The organism is Burkholderia singularis (genome assembly GCF_900176645.1).
In the GTDB taxonomy this organism is placed as follows: Bacteria; Pseudomonadota; Gammaproteobacteria; order Burkholderiales; family Burkholderiaceae; genus Burkholderia; species Burkholderia singularis.
In genome coordinates, this window is the sequence record NZ_FXAN01000037.1 from 43385 (window position 1) to 67344 (window position 23960).

17 protein-coding genes are annotated in these 23960 nt (G+C 63.4%); 15 read left to right on the forward strand and 2 right to left on the reverse strand.

Translation table 11 applies throughout. The features are described 5' to 3' along the window. Positions 1 to 231: 231 nt before the first annotated feature. From BSIN_RS05255 to BSIN_RS05265, 3 genes are all read left to right on the forward strand, one after another. Entirely contained in the window at positions 232 to 2652 is a 2421-nt protein-coding gene (locus tag BSIN_RS05255) for a putative bifunctional diguanylate cyclase/phosphodiesterase (protein ID WP_256583622.1), read from the forward strand. A 41-nt stretch (positions 2653 to 2693) separates the two neighbouring features. Further along, complete coding sequence (locus BSIN_RS05260; protein WP_059515678.1) at positions 2694 to 3443, forward strand: iron-containing redox enzyme family protein; 750 nt, start codon at positions 2694 to 2696, stop codon at positions 3441 to 3443. Positions 3444 to 3945: 502 nt separating this feature from the next. Beyond that, positions 3946 to 4542, forward strand: a complete 597-nt coding sequence (locus BSIN_RS05265; RefSeq protein ID WP_059515683.1) for an MlaC/ttg2D family ABC transporter substrate-binding protein — start codon at positions 3946 to 3948, stop codon at positions 4540 to 4542. Positions 4543 to 4629: 87 nt separating this feature from the next. On the opposite strand, the gene BSIN_RS05270 is transcribed toward BSIN_RS05265, so the two are convergent. Further along, a complete protein-coding gene (locus BSIN_RS05270) occupies positions 4630 to 5277 on the reverse strand; it encodes a response regulator (protein ID WP_069235364.1) in 648 nt (215 codons plus the stop codon). Further along, positions 5274 to 6674 (reverse strand): cache domain-containing protein, encoded by a 1401-nt coding sequence (locus BSIN_RS05275; protein WP_089339732.1) that lies wholly within the window; start codon positions 6672 to 6674, stop codon positions 5274 to 5276. The genes BSIN_RS05270 and BSIN_RS05275 overlap by 4 nt, the downstream gene beginning before the upstream one ends. A gap of 703 nt (positions 6675 to 7377) precedes the next feature. Here BSIN_RS05275 and BSIN_RS05280 point away from each other — a divergent pair. The 12 genes from BSIN_RS05280 (at position 7378) to BSIN_RS05335 (ending at position 23954) form a co-directional block, all read left to right on the forward strand. Then, positions 7378 to 8082 carry an energy transducer TonB gene (locus tag BSIN_RS05280; protein ID WP_089339759.1) on the forward strand — a complete coding sequence of 235 codons (705 nt, stop codon included), beginning with the start codon at positions 7378 to 7380 and terminating at the stop codon, positions 8080 to 8082. 76 nt (positions 8083 to 8158) lie between these two features. Further along, on the forward strand, positions 8159 to 9064 hold the full coding sequence (locus BSIN_RS05285; RefSeq protein WP_089339733.1) for a MotA/TolQ/ExbB proton channel family protein: 906 nt from the start codon (positions 8159 to 8161) through the stop codon (positions 9062 to 9064). A gap of 12 nt (positions 9065 to 9076) precedes the next feature. Then, entirely contained in the window at positions 9077 to 9499 is a 423-nt protein-coding gene (locus BSIN_RS05290; protein ID WP_059515690.1) for an ExbD/TolR family protein, read from the forward strand. Positions 9500 to 9509: 10 nt separating this feature from the next. After that, the gene (locus BSIN_RS05295) at positions 9510 to 9941 is read left to right on the forward strand and encodes an ExbD/TolR family protein (RefSeq protein ID WP_059515692.1); all 432 of its coding nucleotides are present in this window, start codon (positions 9510 to 9512) and stop codon (positions 9939 to 9941) included. 16 nt (positions 9942 to 9957) lie between these two features. Then, the gene (locus BSIN_RS05300) at positions 9958 to 11157 is read left to right on the forward strand and encodes a tetratricopeptide repeat protein (RefSeq protein WP_089339734.1); all 1200 of its coding nucleotides are present in this window, start codon (positions 9958 to 9960) and stop codon (positions 11155 to 11157) included. A 250-nt stretch (positions 11158 to 11407) separates the two neighbouring features. After that, positions 11408 to 11983 carry a helix-turn-helix domain-containing protein gene (locus BSIN_RS05305; RefSeq protein WP_089339735.1) on the forward strand — a complete coding sequence of 192 codons (576 nt, stop codon included), beginning with the start codon at positions 11408 to 11410 and terminating at the stop codon, positions 11981 to 11983. Positions 11984 to 12243: 260 nt separating this feature from the next. Next, a complete protein-coding gene (locus BSIN_RS05310; protein ID WP_089339736.1) occupies positions 12244 to 15108 on the forward strand; it encodes a TonB-dependent receptor in 2865 nt (954 codons plus the stop codon). Between the two features lie 165 nt (positions 15109 to 15273). Further along, a complete protein-coding gene (locus BSIN_RS05315) occupies positions 15274 to 18117 on the forward strand; it encodes a TonB-dependent receptor (protein WP_089339737.1) in 2844 nt (947 codons plus the stop codon). Positions 18118 to 18298: 181 nt separating this feature from the next. Then, positions 18299 to 20221, forward strand: a complete 1923-nt coding sequence (locus tag BSIN_RS05320; RefSeq protein WP_089339738.1) for an extracellular solute-binding protein — start codon at positions 18299 to 18301, stop codon at positions 20219 to 20221. 13 nt (positions 20222 to 20234) lie between these two features. Continuing rightward, complete coding sequence (locus tag BSIN_RS05325; RefSeq protein ID WP_059571180.1) at positions 20235 to 21287, forward strand: microcin C ABC transporter permease YejB; 1053 nt, start codon at positions 20235 to 20237, stop codon at positions 21285 to 21287. Then, entirely contained in the window at positions 21241 to 22353 is a 1113-nt protein-coding gene (locus BSIN_RS05330; protein ID WP_089339739.1) for an ABC transporter permease, read from the forward strand. The genes BSIN_RS05325 and BSIN_RS05330 overlap by 47 nt, the downstream gene beginning before the upstream one ends. Beyond that, positions 22350 to 23954, forward strand: a complete 1605-nt coding sequence (locus BSIN_RS05335; RefSeq protein ID WP_089339740.1) for an ABC transporter ATP-binding protein — start codon at positions 22350 to 22352, stop codon at positions 23952 to 23954. Before BSIN_RS05330 ends, BSIN_RS05335 begins: the two co-directional genes overlap by 4 nt. Positions 23955 to 23960: the final 6 nt, after the last annotated feature.

The window sequence follows — 23960 nt, forward strand, 5'->3', positions numbered from 1 at the left end:
GCCCGTTGTTTGATATGGGAAAGTGTGTCGCCGGGCGGCTCGAACGGCGACACATTTGTATTGATCGTATGTAACGAAACGCGCAGACGGATAACCGGATGATGGCCAGTCTACCGCAAGTGCCGCAATGGACAGCGCGGCAGGTCACGTTTCAGACGTGATGCGCAAATACGGGGGTATTTGGTGCGGCGATGGGCTCATGCAAGGTGGACGATGAACGAGACTTCCAGCATGCGTGAACAGATACTTGGCCTTGACGGACGGCGCGGTCAGTTGCCGGACCTGAGGCCGGCGCTCGACGTCTGGCCGATTCTGCTGATGGTGTCGGTGCTGGTGTGCGTCGTCATCGTGAGTCTGACGATCGTGTCGTTCTTGCGCATCTACATCGGGGGCGAAAGTACTTGGTCGAAGTCGCAGAAGGATGCGGTGATCTCGTTGATCCGCTATGCGGAAACGGGGGACGAGCGCGATTACCGGCTCTACGAGTTCGCGATCGACAAGCCATACCGGCTCGGGCTCGCGCGCACCGCGTTGCAGCGCAAGCCGCCTGATCGCGAAACCGCGCGCCGGGCGATCATCGCGGTCGGCATTGATCCGACCGACGCGGCGGCCGCGGCCTGGGTGCTGCCCGAGCTGAGCTGGGTCGCCAAAATCAATTACGCGTTGCAGGCGTGGGAACAGGCCGACGGCGAACTCGCGACGTTCCGCGAGGTCGCGCAAGAGCTGCATACGCTCATCAGCGGCGGCCGCCGCAACGACCCGCGCGTCAAGGAGCTGGAACGCCAGGCGTGGGACATCAACGAGCGCGTGTCGGGGTTGCCCGATCGCTTCTCGAAAGCGTTCAGCGATGAATTCCGCTCGAGCGTCGAACTTTTGCTCGTTGGGTATTTCAGCGCATCGATTTTTCTGATGTATCTCGCGCTCGTCTGGGCGCGCCGCGCCGCGTTGCAGCGGCTGTCGATTCAATACGCGCTCGATCGCAGCGAGGCGTTCGCGGAAGCGGCGCTCAGCTCGGTTGCCGAGGCGGTGATTACCGTCGGGCTCACGAAGAATGTGGATTTCATCAACAACGCCGCCGAGAAGCTGCTCGGCTATTCGGCATCGGCCTGCGTCGGCGCGCCGGTATCGAGCGTGCTGATGTTGATCGACAAGGAGACGGGGCAGGCCGTTGATATCGTCGACGAATTCTGGGCGCGCAACGAACGCACGCCGATCAAGCGCGAAGTGCATCTGCTGCGGCGCGACCGCTCGAAGATCGTCGTGCAGACGACGATCTCCGAAATGGGCGACCGCGTGCACGGGCACATCGGCTACGTGCTGATCCTGCGCAACATGACGCGCGAGCAGCAATTCCTCGAAAGCCTCGCATGGCAGGCGACACACGATGTGCTGACGGGGCTCGTCAATCGCGTCGAATTCGAGCGGCGGCTCGAAGCCGCGCTCGCGGAGGCGTCCGGCAATGATGCAGCGGATTCGATGCTGCTGCTCCTCGATCTCGATCGCTTCAAGGAAATCAACGACACCTGCGGACACGCGGCGGGCGACGCGATGCTGCGCGAGGTCACCCAGCGCTTCCAGAGCTGCCTCGACAGCGAGGATGTGCTCGCGAGGCTGGGCGGCGACGAGTTCGGCGTGCTGCTGCCGCACGGGGCGTCGTCGTGGCCGTCGAAAAACAAGGCGGAGCGGCTGCGCCGCAGCCTCGACGGCTTCGAATTCATCTGGGAAGGCGAACGCTTCACGGTGAGCGTGAGCATCGGCGTGCTCGAATTGAGCCACGCGCCGCGCAACCTGGAGATGGCGGTCAAGCTTGCCGACATCGCGTGCTACATCGCGAAGGAGCGCGGGCGCAACCGCATTCAACTTGCCGATCCGAGCGATTTGCAGCAGGCGCGTCACGTTGGCGACGTACAGTGGAGCCGGCGCATCAAGTCCGCGCTCGAAACCGACGGGTTCCGGCTGTACGTGCAACCGATCGTGCACGTGTGTTCGATGGTGGATGCGCCCAAGCGGGCGGAGCTGCTGCTGCGGATGAAGGACGATGCGGGCCACGATATCGCGCCGGCTGCGTTTCTGCCAGCGGCCGAGCGCTATGGGCTGATGGGGCTGATCGACCGCTGGGTGGTCAGCACGGTATTCCGCAAGCTGAGCGCGCTGCCGGTGCGCGAGTATCACGAATACAACGTGAATCTGTCCGGCGCGTCGGTTTCCGACGAACGCTTTCTCGAATTCGTGATCGCCGAGCTGCTGGCCTGCGGCCTGCAGCCTTCGATGATCTGCTTCGAAATCACCGAGGCGACCGCGGTGAAGAATCTCGAACTTGCGTCGCGCTTCATGAGCGAGCTGCGCGCGATCGGTTGCCGCTTCGCGCTGGACGATTTCGGCGCGGGCATGTCGTCGTTCCGTTATCTGCGCCATTTGCCGATCGATTATTTGAAGATCGACGGCGAGTTCGTCGCGAATATGACGACAGACCGGATCAGCTACGGCGTGGTCGGCGCGATCAACGAAGTCGCGCATTCGATGCGCTGCCGCACGATTGCCGAGCATGTCGAATCGGAAGCAGAACTGAACATGCTGCGCGACCTCGGCATCGATTTTTATCAAGGGTATTGGTTTGCAAAGCCTTCGCCATGGGGTGAGGGCGGCTATTGACGTGACGTGGGTCGGTCACATTTCCAACTAAGGAGAGGAACGTGCATATACCTTTTGAACGCGATGGCGATCTAATGGATCTAGCCAGCTATCCACGATGGCTGCAAGACGTAGTGGGCACCGTGAGCGAAGCGCGCGAGCGGGTGCGGCGCCACGAGGTTTTTTCGCTCATGCGCGATGGGCGGCTGACGCGCCCGCAGGTGAGCGCGTTCTTCGTCAACGGATGGCCGGTGGTCGAGCAGTTTCCGAAGTACATGTCGATGAACCTGCTCAAGGCAAACGGCGCGTACTCGCCGGGCGAGGAGAAGGCTCGCCGTTATCTGATCCGCAATATTCGCGTCGAGCTGAATCACGTTGCGTACTGGATCGATTGGGCCGAGGCTTCCGGCGTATCGCGCCAGGCGCTGATGGACGCGTCGGACGGCATGAGCCCGCCCGCGGCGCTTGCGCTCAGCCATTGGTGCTGGAAGAGCAGTAACGCGGATTCGCTCGCGGCGAGCATCGCGGCGACCAATTATGCGATCGAGGGCGTGACCGGCGAGTGGAGCTCCGATCTGTGCCAGACGAAAGACTACGAACTCGGCTTCGAAGAAGATGTGCGCGGCCGCGCGATGCGCTGGCTGAAGGTACACGCCGGGTATGACGACAAACATCCGTGGGAAGCGCTCGACATCGTCGCGACGCTTCTCGGACATTCGCCGAGCGCCGACGTCGTGCGCAACATCACGGCGGGCATCGAGCGCAGCTTCCGTTACTTCGAAATGAGCCTGTCCTGCTGCCTTGACGCATGAGCGTTGCAAGCATCGGATCGTCGCGCCCGCGCGGGCCGATGGCGATGCGGGCGCAGGGCCGTGTATCGGCCGCGGGTGCGAGTGCAGGTGTCGAAGCCTGTTCACGCCAATGACGGGCTTGGGCTGGTGGTGCAGGCAGCAAAGCAAGGTGCGGCGATGTCGAACGTTGGGCCGTGCGAATGCCGGATCGGCCGGCCCTTGCGGTGGCCCGTTTCGCGAGCGATCTTCAATTCAAGCGAATTTACGTTTCGGCGATATAGCGAGCGTTGCTCGACATTGCGCCTGCCCGCCCGGTGCAGGGCGAGTGCAGGCGCGCCCGCTATCGGCGTGAGCAGGGGGTAGTTTGGCATGGCGGAAACGCCGAATGCGTAAGCATTTCGCCCAAACCGTAACAGAGCGTCACGAGGGCGCGCGGGCAGGCGAGGCCCGGTATACTGCTGCCATACCCGGGTGGTGCGCTCGGTTCTCTTCCATCCCTGTTCGATTTCTGTTCGATACCAGTATGAAACGTCATCTGTTTGCTTTTGTGGCCGCGGCCGTCGTGTCCGTTTCGGCATTCGCTCAAACTGCGCCCGTCGATGTGGTCAAGGACGCGGTGGAGGGCACGGTCGGCGCGATGAAGGCGGACGCCGCGGCGCGCGGCGGCGACATGGCGAAGATCACGCAGATCGTCGAAGCGCGTTTCCTGCCCGCGACGAATTTCGAGCGCACGACGCGCATCGCGGTCGGTGACGCATGGAAGCAGGCGACGCCGGAGCAGCAGCAGGCGCTTTACAAACAGTTCCGGACTTTAATGACGCGCACTTATGCGGCATCACTTGCGCAGCTCGGCGGCCAGGACGCGAAATTCACGTTCAAGGCGGGCGGTGTGGGCGGTACGGACGCGCTGGTGCGCTCGACCGTGACGACGCCGGGCGACAGCCAGTCGGTCGGCTACCGGCTGGGCAAGGTCGGCAACGACTGGAAGATTTACGACATCGACATGTCCGGCGCGTGGCTGATCCAGGTCTATCAAGGGCAGTTCAAGAGCCAGCTCGCGCAGGGCGGAATCGACGGATTGATCGCATTCCTGACCAAGCACAACGCGCGCGCGAACTGACGAGCAGGCGCGCCGCGAACCGCGCGCCGTTCGCCGGCATCGTGCAAAAAAGGGCGCTGCGGCGCCCTTTTTTCTTGAAGGCCGCGTTCAGCGCCGGCGGTGCTCGACGGCGAACTTGATCAGCTCGGCTTGCCCTTCGATGCCGAGCTTGCGCTTCAGATTCAGCCGATGCGTTTCGACGGTGCGTACCGACAGGCCAGTACGCTGCGCGATCTGCTTGCTCGACAGCCCTTGCGCGAGCGCATCGAGGATATCGCGCTCGCGCGGCGTCAGCCGATCGAGCGGCGAGGCCTCCGCGCTTGCGTGGATCATCCGTGCCGCGAGCCCTTCGCTGAAGAACGTTTGCCCGGCGAGCACCGCGCCGATCGCACGGATGATTTCGGCTGCGGGCGAATCCTTCAGCAAATAACCGCTTGCGCCGGCGCGCACGGCTTGCGTCACGTATTCGACGTTGTCGTGCATCGACAGCATCAGCACGCGGATCGCCGGGAATTGCTCGTGAAAAACGCCTGCGAGCGCGATGCCGTTCATGCCTTGCATGCCGATATCCATCAGTGCGAGATCGGGTTCGAGCGCGGCCGCGAGCGCGAGCGCGTCGTCGGCATTACCGGCTTCGCCGACGACGGCCAGACCGGACGCCGCCTCGAGGCGCATCTTCAGGCCGTCGCGCACGAGCGGATGATCGTCGACGAGCAGAAGGCGCGCGGCGCCCGGTGTCAAAGCGTAATCGGTCATCGTGGAGTTCCTGGGCTGGCGTGGCCGGACAGCGGCACGCGCGCGGTAACGACAGTGTGTCCGACTTGCGAGCTGATTGCGAGCGTGCCGCCGAGCGCATCGAGCCGCTCGCGCATGTTGCGCAAGCCGACGCCGCCGCGCGCATCGGCTTGCGCGCGCCCGGCGTCGAAGCCCACGCCGTTGTCGGCGATCGACAGCGCGAGCGCATGCGGCGAAATGTCGAGTGTGACGGCCGCGCGCTTCGCATGCGCGTGGCGCATGACGTTGGTCAGCGCTTCCTGCGCGATCCGGAACAGCGCGGTATTGATCTGCGCGGGCAGAGGCGGCGCGTCGATGCGCCCGGTCTGCGCGAAGCTCAACTCGACGAGCGTTTGCGTGCCGAATTCGCGAACGAGCTGATCGAGCGCGGCCGCGAGACCCAAATCGTCCAGCATCGTCGGGCGCAGCGCATGAGAGATGCGCCGTACCTCGCGCAGCGTGTCGCCGAGCCGCGCGATGCCTTTCGACAGCGCCGCTTGCGCCGCGCCATCGCCGGTCGGCAGATGCGCGACGCGCTCCAGTGCTGATTCGAACATCAGCTTTGCCGACACCATCATTTGACTGATCCCGTCGTGCAATTCGCGCGCCAAGCGCGCGCGCTCGTGCTCCTGCGATTCGACGACCTGTTGGGCGAGGCGCTTCAATTTCGCGTCCGCGCTGCGCGATTCGCTGACGTTCAGCACGAGCGCGCACAGCGCGATCACGGCGGCGCCCGATAACGCGATGACAGTGATCCACGTCATCGTGCGCTCGATATTGGCCGACGCGCGCGCATCGGTGCGCGCGAGCGCGGTATCGATATCGTCGAGATAAATGCCGGTGCCGACCATCCAGCCCCAGCGCGGCAACGCAATGACGTAGCCGAGCTTCGGCTCGAGCCTGCCCGTTGACGGACGCTGCCACATATAGCGGACGTAGCCGCCGCCGCGCAATGCCACCGCGGCAAGTTGCTGGATCGTCGGCGAGCCCTGCGGATCGCGCAGCGTCCAGTAGTTGTGGCCGACGCGCTTGGGCTCGCGCGGGTGCATCAGCGAATTGCCGTGCAGATCGTAGACAAAGAAGTATCCGTCGGGGCCGAACTCCATTTTTTGCAGCATCGCCAGCGCTTGCTGGCGGTGCTGCGCGTCATCGCGTGCGTTGTCGGCGCCTGCATCGTAGAGCGGCGCGATCGCGCTGGTCGCGAGTCCGACGTAATGCTTGAGTTCCAGTTCCTTGCTCGACAAATACGCCGTTTCGATCGTCGCGTGCTGCGTGCGCGCGAGCACGGTTGCCTGCTGGCGCACGCCGAGGCCGATCGCTGCGATCGTGACGAAAAACGGCACGATCGCGAGCAGGAAAATCTTGAATTTCAGTCTCATCGCCGTTGGACGCCGCTCGTTTTCGCCGAGCGCATTCTAGCGGAAGAGCGGACCATACGATGGCGCAAGCGAGCGGAGGCGGCTCTGCGAAGTCGCGCCATAAATTTTGGTATCCGAATCAATCGCCGATGGCGGGCCGCGGCGAAAGAGCGCGGACGGACGGCGATTTTTGAAGCGAGGCAATATCTCAGAAGGGAATTTGAAAATAACGATGCACCTGATTTGTGAATGCGATGCACAAAAATAATCTAATTAAATCCCCAAATTGGATTTCATACAAAATGTTTACTGTGGTTATGTTTTTAATTCAAAATGCTTACTAGTCGGCTGTTTTGAATAATCGCTCCAAATTTTGTGTGAGTGGATCAAATAAAGTTTGACGTGGAAATTTTTTCCTTGCTATCTTCTCCTCCCATGCGGCATGTTTAAGACAGGCAGTCTGAAGAAAGTAAAGAATACGTATTTTGTCGGATGAATGAGACTGGAATCTCAGATCGACAAAAAACTGTCGAATAGTGTTGCTGCAGCGGCTATTCGGCCAGTCGGCCGGCGAGAAATAAATCAAATGCGTTGTATCGATCGTTTCTGCGTACCGTATCGCTGCTATTAGTTTGGATTCCGAAATGGATTGAAGCCGGTGGTCTGGTGCGATCGTGTCCGGGCCCTGGGCCTGCTGAATGAAGTAGGGGGTGAGAGAGTGGGTATCAAAGTCGACGAAGGCCTGGCTGTTTCAAACGACGGACTTGCAAGGCTGGGTCGTCCGCGCGAGTTCGGTAAGAAACAGCAAAACCCGGCTCGGCGCTTCGGCGGTATCGCGATTGTGCTGGTGCTGCACATCCTGCTTGTCTATGCGTTGCTCAATGGCCTCGCCACAAAGGTCGTGCAAGTCATTCAGCATCCGATCGAAACCCGGATCATCGAACCGGTAAAGCCGCCGCCTCCGCCGCCGATGCCGGTGGTCAAGCTGCCGCCGCCCAAATTCGCGCCGCCGCCTCCGCCGTTCGTGCCGCCGCCGGAAGTGCCGGTGCAGGCGCCGCCGCAACCGACCATTACTCATCAGACTGCGCCCGTGCAATCGGCGCCCGCTGTCGTGCCGCCCGTCGTCGCGCCGCCCGCGCCCGCGCCGGCCAAGCCCGTGAGCCATGACGTCGGCGTAGTTTGCCCGAATTCCGACCAGCTTCGCGCATCGGTGCAGTACCCGAAGGAAGCGCAGGAAAACAACATCACGGGGGACGTGACGATCGAGTTCGTGGTCGACGCCGAGGGGCATGTGACGAATGTGCATGTCGCGCAATCGGCCGATCCGGTGCTGGATCGCGCGGCGCTCAACGTGGTGAGGCAGTTCAAGTGCGTCGCACAAGGGCAGTCGGTGCGCGTGCAGGTTCCGTTCTCGTTCAATCTGAATTGAACGGGCTACGCGCAGGACAGGATCGGGTCGAAACCGAACGTTGTTTGTCAGTTAAACGAGAGAGATTGGAGTGGGTATGACCAAGCGTTCACTGGCCGCCCTGGCGGCAAGCATGATGATCTCCGCGGCTGCGGTTGGCGCGTTTGCCGCGCCGCAACTCGCCTTCGCACAGGCCAGCGATGCGGCGGTCGCGGTTTCCGCGGCAACGGCCGCGCCGTCGGCGCCCGCGAGCGCTTCGGCCGAGCAGCCGGCGCCGCCGCCCGCGCCGGCTGCAACGGAATCAGTCGAAAATCCGTATGGTCTCGGCGCGTTGTGGAAAAACGGCGATTTCGTCGCGCGCTTCGTGCTGCTGCTGCTCGTCGTGATGTCGATGGGAAGCTGGTACATCATGATCACCAAGTTTCTCGAGCAGCTTCGCGCCAATCGCCGCGCGAAGCACGCGGATGAGGAGCTTTGGAGCGCGCCGTCGCTCAGCGAGGGCGCGAAGAAGCTCGATGAGGCGTCGCCGTTCCGTTTCATCGCCGAAACCGCGATCGAGGCCGGCGAGCATCACGACGAGGCGCTGCTCGAAGCGGTGGATCGCAACACATGGATCGACGTGTCGGTCGAGCGCGCGATCAACAACGTATCGAACCGCCTGCAAGACGGTCTCGCATTCCTTGGCACCGTGGGCTCGACCGCGCCGTTCGTCGGCCTGTTCGGCACGGTGTGGGGGATTTATCACGCGCTGACCGCGATCGGCATCGCGGGCCAGGCGTCGATCGACAAGGTCGCGGGTCCGGTTGGCGAGGCGCTGATCATGACGGCGATCGGTCTGGCGGTGGCGGTGCCGGCGGTGCTCGGCTACAACTTCCTCGTGCGCCGCAACAAGGCGGTGATGGAGCGCGTGCGCAACTTCGGCGCGCAACTGCATACGGTGCTGCTCGCCGGCGGCAAGCGCTCGTCGCGCGCGAATGCGTCTGCCGCGTCGCTCGTCCAGTAAGCGGGGTGCATCATGGCCATGAGCGTCGGGCAGGAAGACAACGACGAGGTGATCTCCACCATCAACACGACGCCGCTCGTCGATGTGATGCTGGTGCTGCTGATCATCTTCCTGATCACGATTCCGGTTGTCACGCACACGATCCAGGTGCAATTGCCGAAGGAGACGGTGCAACCGTTGCAGACCACGCCGAAGAGTATCGAGATCGCGGTTAACCGCGATGGCGATTTCTTCTGGAACGCGACGCTGATCGATGCGCCGACGTTGCTCGCGAAGCTCAAGGCGGTATCGCAGATGACCCCGCAGCCCGATGTGCACGTGCGCGGCGATCAGAACACGCGCTACGAGTTTATCGGCCGTGTGATCACCGCGTGCGAGCGTGCGGGCATCGTGAAGGTTTCGTTCATTACGGAGCCGCCCGCGCACGGCGGTTAAGGAGACGACGATGGGAATGAACGTATCTTCCGGCGGCGGTGGCGGCGAACCGGACGTGATGGTCGACATCAACACGACGCCGCTTATCGACGTGATGCTGGTGCTGCTGATCATGCTGATCATCACGATTCCGATCCAGATGCACTCGGTGAAGATGAACCTGCCGGTGGGCAATCCGCCGCCGCCGGCGAAGCAGCCCGAGATCGTGCAGATCGACATCGATTTCGACGGCACGACGACGTGGAACGGTACGCTCGTGCCGAACCGCGCGGCACTCGAGGCGAAGCTTGCGCAAGTCGCGGCTCAGCCCGATCAGGCGGAGATCCATTTGAGGCCGAACAAGCTCGTGCCATACAAGGATGTTGCCGCGGTGCTTGCGTCCGCACAGCGGATCGGCGCGACCAAGATCGGCCTCATCGGCAACGAGCAGTACATGCAATAACGAAGCGAGCGATCCCATGATTCAGCATTGGTGGAAGCGCGCCGCGTTCGCGGCAGCGCTCGTGGGCGGGTGCACGCTTGCGGCGCCGTTTGGCGCCGCGTCGGCGGCGGAGTCGCTGCGTCCGGACGTTGCGCGCCCGCTTGGCGCCGCGCAGGATTTGTATCGCGCACACAAGTACAGTGAGGCGCTCGGCAAGATCGCGCAGGCCGCGGCGGTGCCCAACAAGACGGCCTACGAGGCATACATGGTCGAGGCCACGCGCGGCGCGGTGGCGATGGCGGCGGGCAACACGGGCGAGGCGATCCAGGCATATGAAGCGATGCTCGGCTCCGGACGGCTGTCGAGGGACGACGAGCAGCGCACGAGCGCGACGCTTGCCGGCATCTACTTTCAACAGCGTAATTATCCGCAGGCGATCAAGATCGCGCAGCGCTATCTGAAAGCGGGCGGCGGGGATCCGGAGATGCGCTCGCTGCTCGTGCAGTCGTATTACCAGTTGAACGACTGCCAGGCCGTGGTCAATCAGCTGAAACCGGGCATCGATGCGCAGGTGCGCGCCGGACGCGCGCCCGACGAAGCGCAACTGCAGTTGCTCGGCACGTGCGCGCAGAAGCTGAAGGACGGCGCGACTTACCGCGATTCTCTTGTCAAGCTCGTCGCCTATCACCCGAATCCGGCTTACTGGGACCAGTTGGTCACGTCGATTCGCAGCAAGCCCGGTTATTTGTCGTCGCTCGATCTCGACATCTATCGGCTCAGGCGCGCAACGGGCACGCTCACGGGCGTCGACGCCTACATGGAAATGACGCAGCTCGCGCTCGTTGCCGGCACGGCCGCCGAGGCGAAGCAGGTGATCGATCAAGGCTTCTCGTCGGGCGTACTCGGCAAGGATGCGGGCGCCGAGCGCGAAAAGCGGCTGCAGGCGCTTGCCGCGAAGCGCGCTCAGACGCCGGCCGACAATCCGAATCCCGTTGCGCCGATCGATGCGGGCATGAATCTCGTTTTTGCCGGGCAGGCGAAGCAGGGGCTCGCGGCGATGGAGGCGGTGATCGCGAAGGGCGGCCTCGAGCATCCCGACGAAGCGCGCCTGAGGCTTGGCGAGGCCTATTACTTCGCGGGCGACAAGGCGCGGGCCGTGCAGATTTTTCGCAGCGTGCAGGGTAGCGACGGATCGGCCGATATCGCGCGCTTATGGGCGGCCGTCGCGGCGAAATAGCCGCGCACGGCGCGCCGGGCGCGGCGCCTATCGACGCAATATCAGAGAGGTGTGGCTTTGCTGAGCAGTGAAACGAGCGGTCTCGTTTCGCGTCGCGTATGCCTGTCGCGTGCGCGCGACGCGCGCGCGCATACGCCATCGGCACGGTCCGTGCGCGCGCAAGCGTGGTGTGGCGGCCCGGTGGTTGTGCGCGCATCGAGCCCGAGATTTTTCCGACAACTGGATCTTGACCGCGGGATTCTGTCTTGCCATGGTTTCGCCACTCGACGAATCGACAGTCGTTGCCACTTCGATCGGCAACAAGATACGAGCGCTGCGCCAGCGGCTCAAGCTCACGCTCGACGAGGCGTCGGCGGCAGCGGGCATTTCGAAGCCATTTTTGTCGCAGGTCGAGCGCGGGCGCGCAACGCCTTCGATCACGTCGCTCGTCGGAATCGCGAGGGCGCTCGGCGTGACGATGCAGTATTTCGTCGATACGCCGACCGAGGCGAAATCGATTTGCCGTAGCGAGACGTTGCAGTACTTCAGCCTGGCGAATTCGGCGAATGCGTTTGCCCGGCTGACGAACGTGGTGGACGGGCGGCAGCTCGACGCGATCCTCGTCAGACTGCCGGCGGCGCAGACGTTCTCCGAGATGACGACGCATGCGGGCGAGGAGTTCCTGTACGTGCTGGCCGGCGACGTCGAACTGAAGCTCGCGGACAAGGCGTTCATGCTGAAGACGGGCGATGCCGCGCATTACGAATCGACCACCCCGCACGCGTGGCGCAACGGCGGCGCGAGTGAGGCGGTGGTGGTCTGGGTAGGCACGCCGAGGCTTTTCTAGGCGGCGGAATATATGAAAAGCAGTGTTGACCGAATATAAATTTAAGGATTCCTTATAAAAGCGTTACAGGCCGGTGTTTTGCATGGCATTTGAAAGCAGGCCGGGTCGTCGGATGGCGCGGATCCGATGAACCGAACGCTCGCGGGTGACGAAAGCCCGCGCAACAGAAAAGGCGTGCGCGGGCGCCAACGGGTTTGGGGGTGCGGGAATCCTGCGGATTGCCGCGTGTACGGGGCCTTACTGACGAGAGTAAGAGGAAAATGAAACAAAGAACGTTGACACTGGCAATCAGGCGGATCGTTTGGGCGGAACTGGCATTGACTGCGACGTTGGCAGCGCCGGCATTCGCACAGGATCAACCGGCGGCGGCACCCGACACCGGGGCGGCCGCGGCGACGCAGAAACAGAATGCGCAGGGCGCGGCTGCGGCTGGCGCGACGGCTAGCGGTACGGCCGCCGCCGGCGCGGGCACGAGCGGCGCGGCGGCAGCGGGCGCGGCGGCAACGGGCCCGGCAACAACGGCCGGCCCGGCCGCCGCCGACAAACCGGTGCAGCCAGCCGGCAAGAACGGCGTCGCGCAGATCAAGCGCTTCGAAGTGACGGGCTCGCTGATTCGCAGCTCCGACAAGGTCGGCTTCAATCAGGTGCAGACGGTGACGTCGAAAGATATCCAGAACAGCGGCTATACGACCGTGACGGATTATCTGCGCAGCGTGTCGGCCAACTCGGCGAGCAGCTGGAGCGAAGGGACGACCAACAGCTTCGCGCCTGGCGGCGCGGGTCTCGCGCTGCGCGGGCTGAGTGAAAAGTACACACTCGTTCTGGTCGACGGCCAGCGCGTGACGCCTTATGCGTTCGCAGTCAACGGCACCGATCAGTTCTTCGATTTGAACACGCTGCCGCTGAACATCATCGAAAAGATCGAGATCGTGAAGACCGGCGCGGTGTCGCAGTACGGCTCGGATGCGATCGCGGGCGTGGTCAACATCATCACGAAGAAGAATTTCCAGGGGCTGGAACTCGATGGCAGCTACGGCGGGGCGACGCAAGGCAGCGGTGGCCAGGGCACGACGAAATTCAGCATTCTCGGCGGCTTTGGCGATCTGAATGCGGACCGCTTCAATGTGACGGCGGGGTTGAGTTTCTATCGGTCGACCGGGACGCTCGAGTCCTACCGCGACATGACGCAGAACCAGGATTTCTCGAACTATCCCGGCGGCCTGCTGAACCAGGCGACGACCAACTGGCGGGTGCCGGGCGTCGGCCGTGTGCCGCTCAGTACCTGCCCATACGGCGGATCGGTCGTGCCGAGCGATGCGAACGCGCGCACGTTCGGCGCGGGCGGCTCGACCTGCCAGTGGAACCAGGCGTATGCAACATCGCTGTCGCCGTGGACCGAGCGCTTGAGCGCCAAGGTCCATGCGGATTTCAAGATCAGCGACGCGGTTCAGGCGTTCGCCGATTTGTGGGAAAGCAACAATACGACCGTCACGAATAACGGGATCGGCGGGCTGGGCGGCAGCACGCAAACCTACAATCCGGCCACGGGCGGCCTGAACATCATCTCGAACGTCGTACCGGCGAGCAATCCGTACAACCCGTTCGGCGCGCCGACGCGGCTGTACTATCCGTTCCCCGCTGCGCAAGCGGTTCATACGAGTTCGAATTTCTGGCGGGCCGCAACCGGCCTGAAGGGAACGCTGTCGACACCGCATCTGGGTGACTGGGATTGGTCGGTCGCATATACGCATTCGCAGAACACCGTTTCGAATCACTATTCGAACCTGATCAACGGCGCTGCACTCGAGAACATCGTGCGCAACGGCGTATTCGATTTCGCGAATCCGGCGGCCACGCCCAATGGCCTCGATGGCCTTTACGGCGGCACGGAAACGCAGGCGATCACGAAGCTCGATGCGATCGACGCGACCATTTCGACGCCGAGCCTGTTCAAGCTGCCTGCCGGCGACGTCGGCCTCGGCTTCGGCGCGCAGTTCCTGCACGAAAGCGAATACATCGGCACCGGCGCTGGCTGGGCCAACGGCACGTATATTTCGCCGGCGCTTCAGTCGGTCAACGGTCAGCGCAACGTTGCCGCGGTCTACTATCAGGTCGACATTCCGATCATCAAGAACCTGACATTCCAGCAGTCGGGCCGCTATGATCACTACAGCGATTTCGGCGGTGCGTTCTCGCCGCGCTTTGCGTTGCGTTACCAGCCGTTGCGCGAATTCGTGACTTACGCGTCGTATAACCGCGGCTTCCGCGCGCCGACGCTGATCGAGAACACGGCATCGAGGACGTTCAGCGCGCAAGGCGTGATCGATCCGAACGATCCGAACAATCCCGGCGCTTACGGTCTCGTGCAGGAAGTGGCGACAGGCAATCAGAACTTGCAGCCGGAGCGCACGAAGAACTACAACATCGGCTTCCAGCTTTCGCCGGCCCGCAACACCGACATCGGCTTCGATTGGTACAAGATCCATATCGACAACGTGATCGGCACGGACGATGTGCAGACGGTCGTCAACAACAACGATCCGTCTCAGGTGGTGCGCGGCCCGAGCGGCACGATCTCGTATGTGATGCTGCCGTACAAGAACCTGACGCACCTCGATACGGACGGCTTCGAGACGACGTTCCGTCAATCGGTGCAGACGAAGATCGGCACGTTCACGCTGTCGGGCGACTGGGCGTATGTATGGCATTTCAAGATGCCGATCGGCGGCGTGGAGACAGACTTCGCGGGCAACAACGGTTCGCTCAACGAGCCGTTCGGCGGCAGCTTTCCGCGCTGGAAGGGCAGCACGAACCTGAACTGGGCGTACAAGAAGTGGAACGCGACGCTGAGCTGGCTCTACATCGGCCCGTACAGCCAGGCGATCCTGCCGTCGGGGAATTATCCGGGCATGCAGGACAGCGTGGCGTCGTATAGCCAGTTCAACCTGTTCGTCAGCTACAACGGCTTCAAGCACTGGACGCTCTACGCGGGGATCGACAACATCTTCAATCGCAAGCCGCCGTTCGATCCGGTGTACATGAGCGCGTATTCGACCGGTTATGACTCGTCGCTGTATTCGTACATCGGCCGCTTCGCGCAGATCGGCGCGACGTATCGATTCTGATGCGGGCGTCGGCCTGTCGACCCCAATGAGCCGCTCCATGTTTCGCCCATCCCTTCTGAGCGGTCTGCTTGCCGCCCGGCACCGTGCCGGGCGGCAAGCAGGCGGGATGGACACGCGCCACGCGCGTACCCGTTGATTTCCCAGCCAGACAGCAAGAGGGGAAAGATGAAACAAAGAGCATTGGTATTGGCTATCAGACGGATCGTCTGGGCCGAACTGGCATTGACGGCCACATTGGCGGCACCTGCGTTCGCGCAGAGCGTGCCGGCGCCGGCGGCGAATCCGGCAGCGGGCGGGCACAATCCGCCGCTCGCGCAGGCGGCGGTTGCGGCAAGCGCGGCGGCGGCCGTGCCGGCCGCGCCGGAGCCCGCGGAATCCGCCGCGGCGGCGACACCCGAGGCCGCTTCCGGCGCGGCCGCGACGTCGGGCGCGGCCCCTGCCGCTGCGGCAGCCGCCACGCCTGGCCAGGCCCAGCCCGGCAAGAGCGGTGTCGCGCAAATCAAACGTTTCGAAGTCACCGGCTCGCTGATCCGCAGCGCGGACAAGACCGGCTTCCAGCAAGTGCAGACGATCACGCCGAAGGACATCACGAGCAGCGGCGCGACGACGGTTGCCGATTTCCTGCGCGACACGTCGGCGAACTCGGCCAATAGCTGGAGCGAGGGCCAGTCGGGCAACTTCGCGGCCGGTGCGGCCGGCATCGCGCTGCGCGGGCTGTCCGAAAAGTACACGCTCGTGATGATCGACGGCCAGCGCGTCGCGCCGTTCGCCTTCTTCTCGAACAGCGTCGATTCGTTCTTCGACCTGAACACGCTGCCGCTCAACGATATCGAGCGAATCGAAATCGTGAAGACGGGCGCGGTATCGCAATACGGCTCGGATGCGATCGGCGGCGTGGTCAATATCATCACGAAGCGCAATTTCCGCGGCTTGCAGCTCGATGGCAACTTGGGCAGCGCGATCAATGGCGGCAACGGCAACGGCACGACGAAATTCGGCGTGCTCGGCGGCTTTGGCGATCTGGATGCCGACCGCTTCAACGTGACGGTGGCGGCCAGCTATTACAAGGCCAACGGCTTCACGCTGGCCGATCGCGATTCGACGCGCAACCAGGATTTCACCGGCAAGCCGGGCGGATTTTCGCTGCTCGCGCCGTCGTACTGGAACATGCCCGACGGCAGCGCGCGGGCGTTGAGCGGCGGCTGCCCGTTCGGCGGCGCGCTTGGGCCGGCAGCGCCTAATTCGCTGTCGGCAGGATTGCCGGGCACGATCTGTTCGTACAACACGGCGCGAAGCATGTCGATCCTGCCGATGACCGAGCGTTTGAACGCGAAGATCCATGCCGACTTCAAGATCGACGACAAGACGACGGCGTTCGCGGATTTTCTCGAGAGCAACAACCGGTCGACGATCAGCAACGGCCTGTGGGGCAACGTCATCGGCAACCCGCAAAACTCGGCGCTCGTCTGGGACCCGCAGACACAGTTGTTGTCGCCGTTCAACACGACCGTGCCGGTGACCAATCCGTACAACACCACGGGCGCGGCCACGCCGCTCACGTATGCGTTTCCGAACGCGGTGGCCGAGAAGACGTATGCCAACTACTGGCGCGCGTCGACGGGCGTAAAAGGCTCGTTTACGCTGCCATACGGCGATTGGGACTGGTCGGCGGCGCTCAGCCATTCGCAGAGCACGGTGTCGAACGTATTCACGAACCAGCTCAACGTTGCCGCGTTGAATAACATCTATCAAAACGGCGCGCTGAATTTCGCGAATCCGGCTGCCACGCCGAATGCATTCAACGGCTTGTATCAGAACGCGAACAACCTCGGCATCTCGAAGCTCGACACCATCGACGCGACGGTTTCGACGCCGAATCTGTTTCACTTGCCGGCGGGCGACGTAGGCATCGGCTTCGGCGCGCAGTTCACGCACCAGAGCGAAGTGTTGACGCCGGGCGCGGAATATCTGACGGGCGCGGTGATCTCCCCGGATCTTCAGACGGTGAACGGCCAACGCAACGTCGCGGCGGTTTACTATCAGATCATCGTGCCGATTGTGCAGAATCTGACGTTTACGCAGGCCGGCCGCTACGATCACTACACGGACGTCGGCGGCGCGTTCTCGCCGCGCTTCGCATTGCGCTATCAGCCGGTCAAGGCACTCACGATGTATACGTCGTACAACCGCGGCTTTCGCGCGCCGACGTTCGTCGAGGACAGCAAGTCGCAGACGCTCGGCATCCAAGTCGACCCGAACACCGGGCAGAACTATACGTCGATCACGGTCGGCAATCCGAATCTGAAGCCGGAGCGCACGCGCAACTTCAACATCGGTTTCGAGGTGTCGCCGAGCCGTTTCACGGACGTCGGCTTCGACTGGTACAAGATCCGCGTGGATAACGTGATCGGCCAGGGCTCGCCTTCGCAGATCGCCACCGATCCGGCGACGGGCCAACTGCTGTACAAGGTGATTCCGTACCAGAACTTGGGCTATCTGGATACGAACGGCTTTGAAACCACGTTCCGCCAGGCGTTTCCTATCAAAGGCGCGGGCACGCTGACGCTGTCGGGCGATTGGGCGTATGTGAAGAGCTTCAAGCTGGGCTTGCCGGGCGCGGCGCCAGTGGACGGCGCAGGCAACAACTTCACGCTTTCGCAGCCGTTCGGCGGCAGCTTCCCGCGCTGGCGCGGCAACACGACGCTCGATTGGAACTATCACGGCTTCGATACGGCGCTTACGTGGCAGTTCACGGGCCCGTATGCGCAAAACCTGATGCGGGCTCCGGCGCCAAGCAAGGTGGGCTCGTACAGCCAGTTCAACCTGATGGTGACGTACACGGGCTTCAAGCACTGGACGATCTATGGCGGCATCGACAACCTCTTCAACCGCACGCCGCCGTATGACCCGATCTTCGCGAACGGCACGCTGAGTCAATCCGGCTACGACCAGTCGATCTACACGTATATCGGCCGCTTCGCGCAGGTTGGCGCGACATACAAGTTCTGATGCCGTTGTGCATGGGGGCGTATTGACATCGACCAGCATTCGACGGGCCGCTCCACTTCCCTAAACACCCCTTTGGGAGCGGCTTCTTTTTCCGGTGATGCGATGCGACGTGATCCGCCCATTCCTAGCAACCCTTTGACGATGCGGTGTGCCGTTCGCACCGCGCTGATATAGACCCAGCATGACTTTTGCAATCTTGCGCTTGCCGAGCGCGCCCGCGACAGGGCCCGGCCAGCCGGCCATCGGCCGGCTGCGCGCCTGCGCGGCGCGGCTCGCGGTGGCGCTCTGCGCCGCGTTGGCCGCGTTGCCGCCTGCGCACGCGGCGGCGGGAATCGCTCAGTATGGCGAACCGAAATATCCGGCTGGCTTTACGCATTTCGATTACGCCGACCCGGATGCGCCGAACGACGGCACACTGAATTTCACCAACTACAACGAGCTGCAGAGCTACGATTCGCTGAATCCGTTCCTGCTGCGCGGCGCGTCCGCGCCGGACATCCAGAATCTGATGTTCGATACGCTGATGCAGCGCAGTTGGGACGAACTCGCGTCCGAATACGCGCTGATCGCGGACGACGTGCAGGTTGCGCCGGACCGTCTGTCGGCGACGTTCCACATCAATCCGGCCGCGCGCTTTTCGAATGGCGAGCCGATCACCGCTGCCGACGTCAAGTATTCGTTCGACACGCTGACGAGCAAGCAGGCTTCGCCGATCCTCAACTCGCAGTTCGAGATCATCAAGCGCGCGAGCGTGATCGACCGCCTGACGATCCGCTTCGACTTCAAGCGGCCCGAGCGCGTCGCGCCGCTGGTGGCGGGCGATTTGCCGGTGTTTTCGCCGAAATGGGGGATGCGGCCCGACGGCACGCGGCCGCCGTTCGACCAGATCGCGACCATGCCGCCGATTGCGAGCGGCCCTTATCTGATCGAGCAACGCAAGAACGACAAGCAGATCACCTACGTGCGCAACCCGCATTACTGGGCGGCTGATCTGCCGACGCGGCGCGGCATGTACCGCTTTCAGCGCATCGCGTTCAAGCTGTATCTCGATCATTACACGCAGCTGGAGTCGTTCAAATCGGGCGATACGAGCGTGATTGTCGAATACAGCGCGACGCAGTGGGCAAGGCGCTACGTCGGCAAGAATTTTCGCAACGGCTTGCTGAAGAAAGCGAAATTTCCGGACGGCCCCGCGCAGATGCAGGGTTTCCTGATCAACATGCGCAAGCCGATGTTCCAGGACGTGCGCGTGCGGCGCGCGCTCGCGCTCGCGTTCGACTACGACTGGATGAACCGGATGATGTTCTACGGCGATTACGTGCGCACCAACAGCTTCTGGGAAGCGAGCCCGTTCGCCGCGTCCGGCGTGCCCAGCGACAAAGAGCTGGCGCTGCTCGAGCCGTTTCGCGCGGAACTGCCGCCCGAGGTGTTCGGGCCGATGGTCAAGCAGGCGTCGACGCTGCCGCCGAATTCGCTGCGCAACAATCTGAAGCTCGCGCGTGACCTGCTCGCGCAGGCCGGCTGGCATTACCGCGACGGCGCGCTGCGCGATGCGAACGGCACGCCGATGACCATCGAGATCGTGGACGCCCAGCCCGGCATGGACCGGCTGATTCTGCCGTATTGCCAGGCGCTCGGCCTGCTCGGCATCCACGCGTATCTGCACGAGATCGACAGTGCGTTGTACGAGAAGCGGCTTACCAACTTCGAGTACGACATGACAACCTACATCTACAACCCGGTGACGATTCCGGGCACGGAACTCACGCGCCGCTTCGGCAGCGCGGCCGCGACGCAGCCCGGTTCGGAGAATTTCCCCGGCGTGCGCTCGCAGGCCGTGGACGCGCTGATCCGCGCCGCGCTCACCGCGAACTCGCTCGATGACCTCAAAACTGCGATGCACGCGCTCGACCGCGTGCTGATCAATCTGTACATCCTGGTGCCGCAGTACTACATGCCGAACGCCCGGATCGGCTATCAGACCCTGTTCGACCATCCGAAGATTGTGCCGAACTCCTATCAGTACGAGGATTGGGTGATCAATTACTGGTATCGGAAGAAGCCCGCCGCGCACGACGCGGCAGCGGCGAAACCCGCCGCATAACGAGGACGACGTCATGCTTGCCTATATTCTGAGACGTCTGCTGTTGATGGTTCCGACGCTCATCGGCGTGGTGACGGTCACGTTCGTCGTCACGCAATTCGTGCCGGGCGGGCCGGTCGAGCAGATCATGACCCAGTTGCGCCACGGCTCCTCGCGCGGCGGCGAAGCGGGCGGCGCCGGCGGCGGCTACCACGGCAGCCAGGGCATCGATGCGCAGCAGCTCGCGGAGATCAAGAAGCAGTTCGGCTTCGACAAGCCGCCGCTCACGCGTTACTGGCTGATGCTCAAGAGCTATGCGACGTTCGATCTCGGCCAGTCGTATTACGCGCACCAAAGCGTGTGGGACGTGATCCGCTCGCGCTTGCCCGTGTCGATCACGCTCGGCTTATGGACCGTGATCCTGACTTATCTGGTGTCGGTGCCGCTCGGCATTGCGAAGGCCGTGCGCAACGGCTCGCGCTTCGACACCGTGACGAGCGTGCTCGTGCTCACCGGCTACGCGATTCCCGGCTTCGTGCTCGGCGTGCTGCTGCTGATGCTGTTCGGCGGCGGCACGTTCTGGCAGTTGTTCCCGATGCGCGGCCTCACGTCCGATAACTTCGACGAGCTGAGCGCAATCGCCAAGGTGCTCGACTATCTGTGGCATATCGCGCTGCCCGTCACCGCCGCGGTGATCGGCAATTTCGCGATCGTCACGATCCTCACGAAGAACACGTTCCTCGAGGAGATCGGCCGCCAGTACGTGCTGACCGCGCGCGCGAAGGGCGTGCCCGAGCGCGGCGTGTTGTGGAAGCACGTGTTGCGCAACGCCGCGATCCCGCTCGTCACCGGGCTGCCCGCCGCATTCGTCGGCGCGTTCCTGAATGGCAACCTGCTGATCGAAACGCTGTTCTCGCTGAACGGGATGGGCCAGCTCTCGTATGACTCGGTGATCCGCCGAGACTATCCGGTCGTGCTCGGCTCGCTGTTCCTGTTCACGCTGATCGGCCTCGTTACCAAACTCATTGCTGACGTCTGCTATGTCCTCGTCGACCCCCGTATCCAATTCGACCGCGTGGACCGCTGATCCGGCACGCGGCTGCCCCGCGTCGCCGTCGCCATGGCGGCGCACGTGGCTGCGCTTCCGTAGTCAGCGGCTCGGCTACTGGAGCTTTCTGATTTTCGCCGCGCTGTTCGCGGTGAGCCTGTGCGCGGATCTGCTGTCGAACGACCGGCCGCTCGTCGTGCGCTACGAAGGCCATTACTACTTTCCGATCGTGAAGGACTACCCCGAGACGCTGTTCGGCGGCGATTTTCCCGCGAAAGCGAACTATCTCGATCCGTACATCCGCTCGAAGATCGAATCGAGCGGCAATTTCGCGATTTTTCCGCCGAACCACTACCGATACGACACGATCGATTACTTCGCGTCGCGTCCGTATCCGGCGCCGCCGTCGCGCGACAATTGGCTCGGCACCGATCAGTTCGGCCGCGACGTGGTGTCGCGGCTGCTCTACGGCTTCAGGTTGTCGGTGTTGATGGCGCTGGCGCTGACTCTCTCCGGCGTCGTGATCGGGGTGCTGACGGGAGCGCTGCAAGGCTTCTACGGCGGGCGCACCGACCTGGTCGGGCAGCGGCTGATCGAGATCTGGAGCTCGCTGCCGGATCTGTATCTGCTGATCATTTTTTCGGCGATCTTCGCGCCGTCGCTGTGGCTTTTGTTTCTCCTGCTGTCGATGTTCGGCTGGCTGGTGTTGTCCGACTACATGCGCGCCGAATTCCTGCGCAACCGCTCGCTCGACTACGTCAAGGCGGCGCGCACGATGGGCCTCACGAACTGGCAGATCATCTGGCGGCACGTGCTGCCCAACAGCCTCACGCCGGTCATCACCTTCCTGCCGTTCCGGATGAGCGCGGCGATCCTGTCGCTCGCGAGCCTCGATTTTCTCGGCCTCGGCGTGCAGCCGCCGTTGCCGAGCCTCGGCGAGCTGCTGCTCGAAGGCAAGAACAATCTCGAGGCGTGGTGGTTGTCGATGTCCGCGTTCGCGGCGCTGGTCGTCACGCTGCTGCTGCTGACGTTCATGGGCGACGCGTTGCGCAACGCGCTCGATACGCGCACGCGCGGCTCGGCATTCGGAGGAGGCCCGCGATGACTCAGCCGCTGCTTGAAATCGATCGTTTTTCCGCATGGTTCGGCGACAAGCTCGCCGTCGACAATCTGAGCTTGTCGATCGCACGGGGCGAGCGCGTGGCGCTGGTGGGCGAATCCGGCTCGGGCAAGAGCGTGACCGCGCTGTCGATCCTGCGGCTCGTCGCGGACGCGAAGCTTGCCGGGCGGATGCTGTTCGACGGCGAGGATCTGCTGGCGAAAACCGAGCAGCAGATGCGCGGCATTCGCGGCGCGGATATCGCGATGGTGTTTCAGGAGCCGATGACGGCGCTCAACCCGCTCTACACGATCGGCAAGCAGATCGCCGAGAGCCTGCGGCTGCACGAAGGGCTGGGGCAAGCAGCGGCGCGCGAGCGCGGCATCGAGCTGCTGCGCCGCACCGGCATTCCGGAGCCCGAGCGGCGGATCGACAGTTTTCCGCACCAGTTGTCGGGCGGCCAGCGCCAGCGCGCGATGATCGCGATGGCGCTCGCATGCCGGCCGCGTCTGCTGCTCGCCGACGAGCCGACCACCGCGCTCGACGTGACGGTCCGCCAGCAGATCGTCGATCTGCTGATCGAGCTGCAGGAGCAGGAGGCGGCCGCGCGCGGCATGGCGGTGCTGCTGATCACGCATGATTTGAACCTGGTGCGGCGCTTCGCGCAGCGCGTCGCGGTGATGGAAAAAGGCGTGCTCGTCGAAACCAATACGACCGCAGCGCTGTTCGACGCGCCGCAGCATCCTTATACGCAACGCCTGCTCGACAGCGAGCCGAAGCGCGCGATCGAGCCCGTTGCGCCCGGCGCGCGCCCCATCGTCGACGTGCAGGGCCTCGCGATCGATTACCGGACGCCCGCGAAGGGCCTGCGCTCGCTGTTCGGCAAGACCACGTTCCGCGCGGTGCACGACGTCGGGCTGACGCTGCATCGCGGCGAGACGATCGGCATCGTCGGCGAATCGGGTTCGGGCAAATCGACGCTCGCGTCCGCGGTGCTCGGCCTGCAGCGGCCGGCGGCCGGGCGCATCGAGATCGACGGAATGCCGCTCGAATCGCTGCGCACGGCGCGCGGCCGGCGCGCGCTGTACGCACGGATGCAGGTGGTGTTCCAGGACCCGTTCGGCTCGCTGTCGCCGCGCATGACCATCGAGCAGATCGTCGGCGAGGGGCTGGCGGTGCACAAGCCGGACCTCGCGCGCGATGCGCGGCGTGCGCGGATCGCGGCGCTGCTGGAGGAGGTCGGGATGCCGGCCGAATCGATGCTGCGCTATCCGCACGAATTCTCCGGTGGCCAGCGCCAGCGCATCGCGATCGCGCGCGCGCTCGCCGTCGAGCCCGAGTTGCTCGTGCTCGACGAGCCGACCAGCGCGCTCGACGTGTCGATCCAGCAGCAGGTGCTGGCGTTGCTGACGAATCTGCAGAAAAAGTACAAACTCAGCTACTTGTTCATTACGCACGATCTCGCGGTGATGCGAGCGATGGCGCATCGCGTGATCGTGATGAAGGCGGGGCGCGTAGTCGAGGCAGGCAATACGCTCGACGTGCTGCATGCGCCGTCGCATCCATATACGCAGTCGCTGCTGGCGTCGTCGATGTTGGCGCCGTAGCGCGAT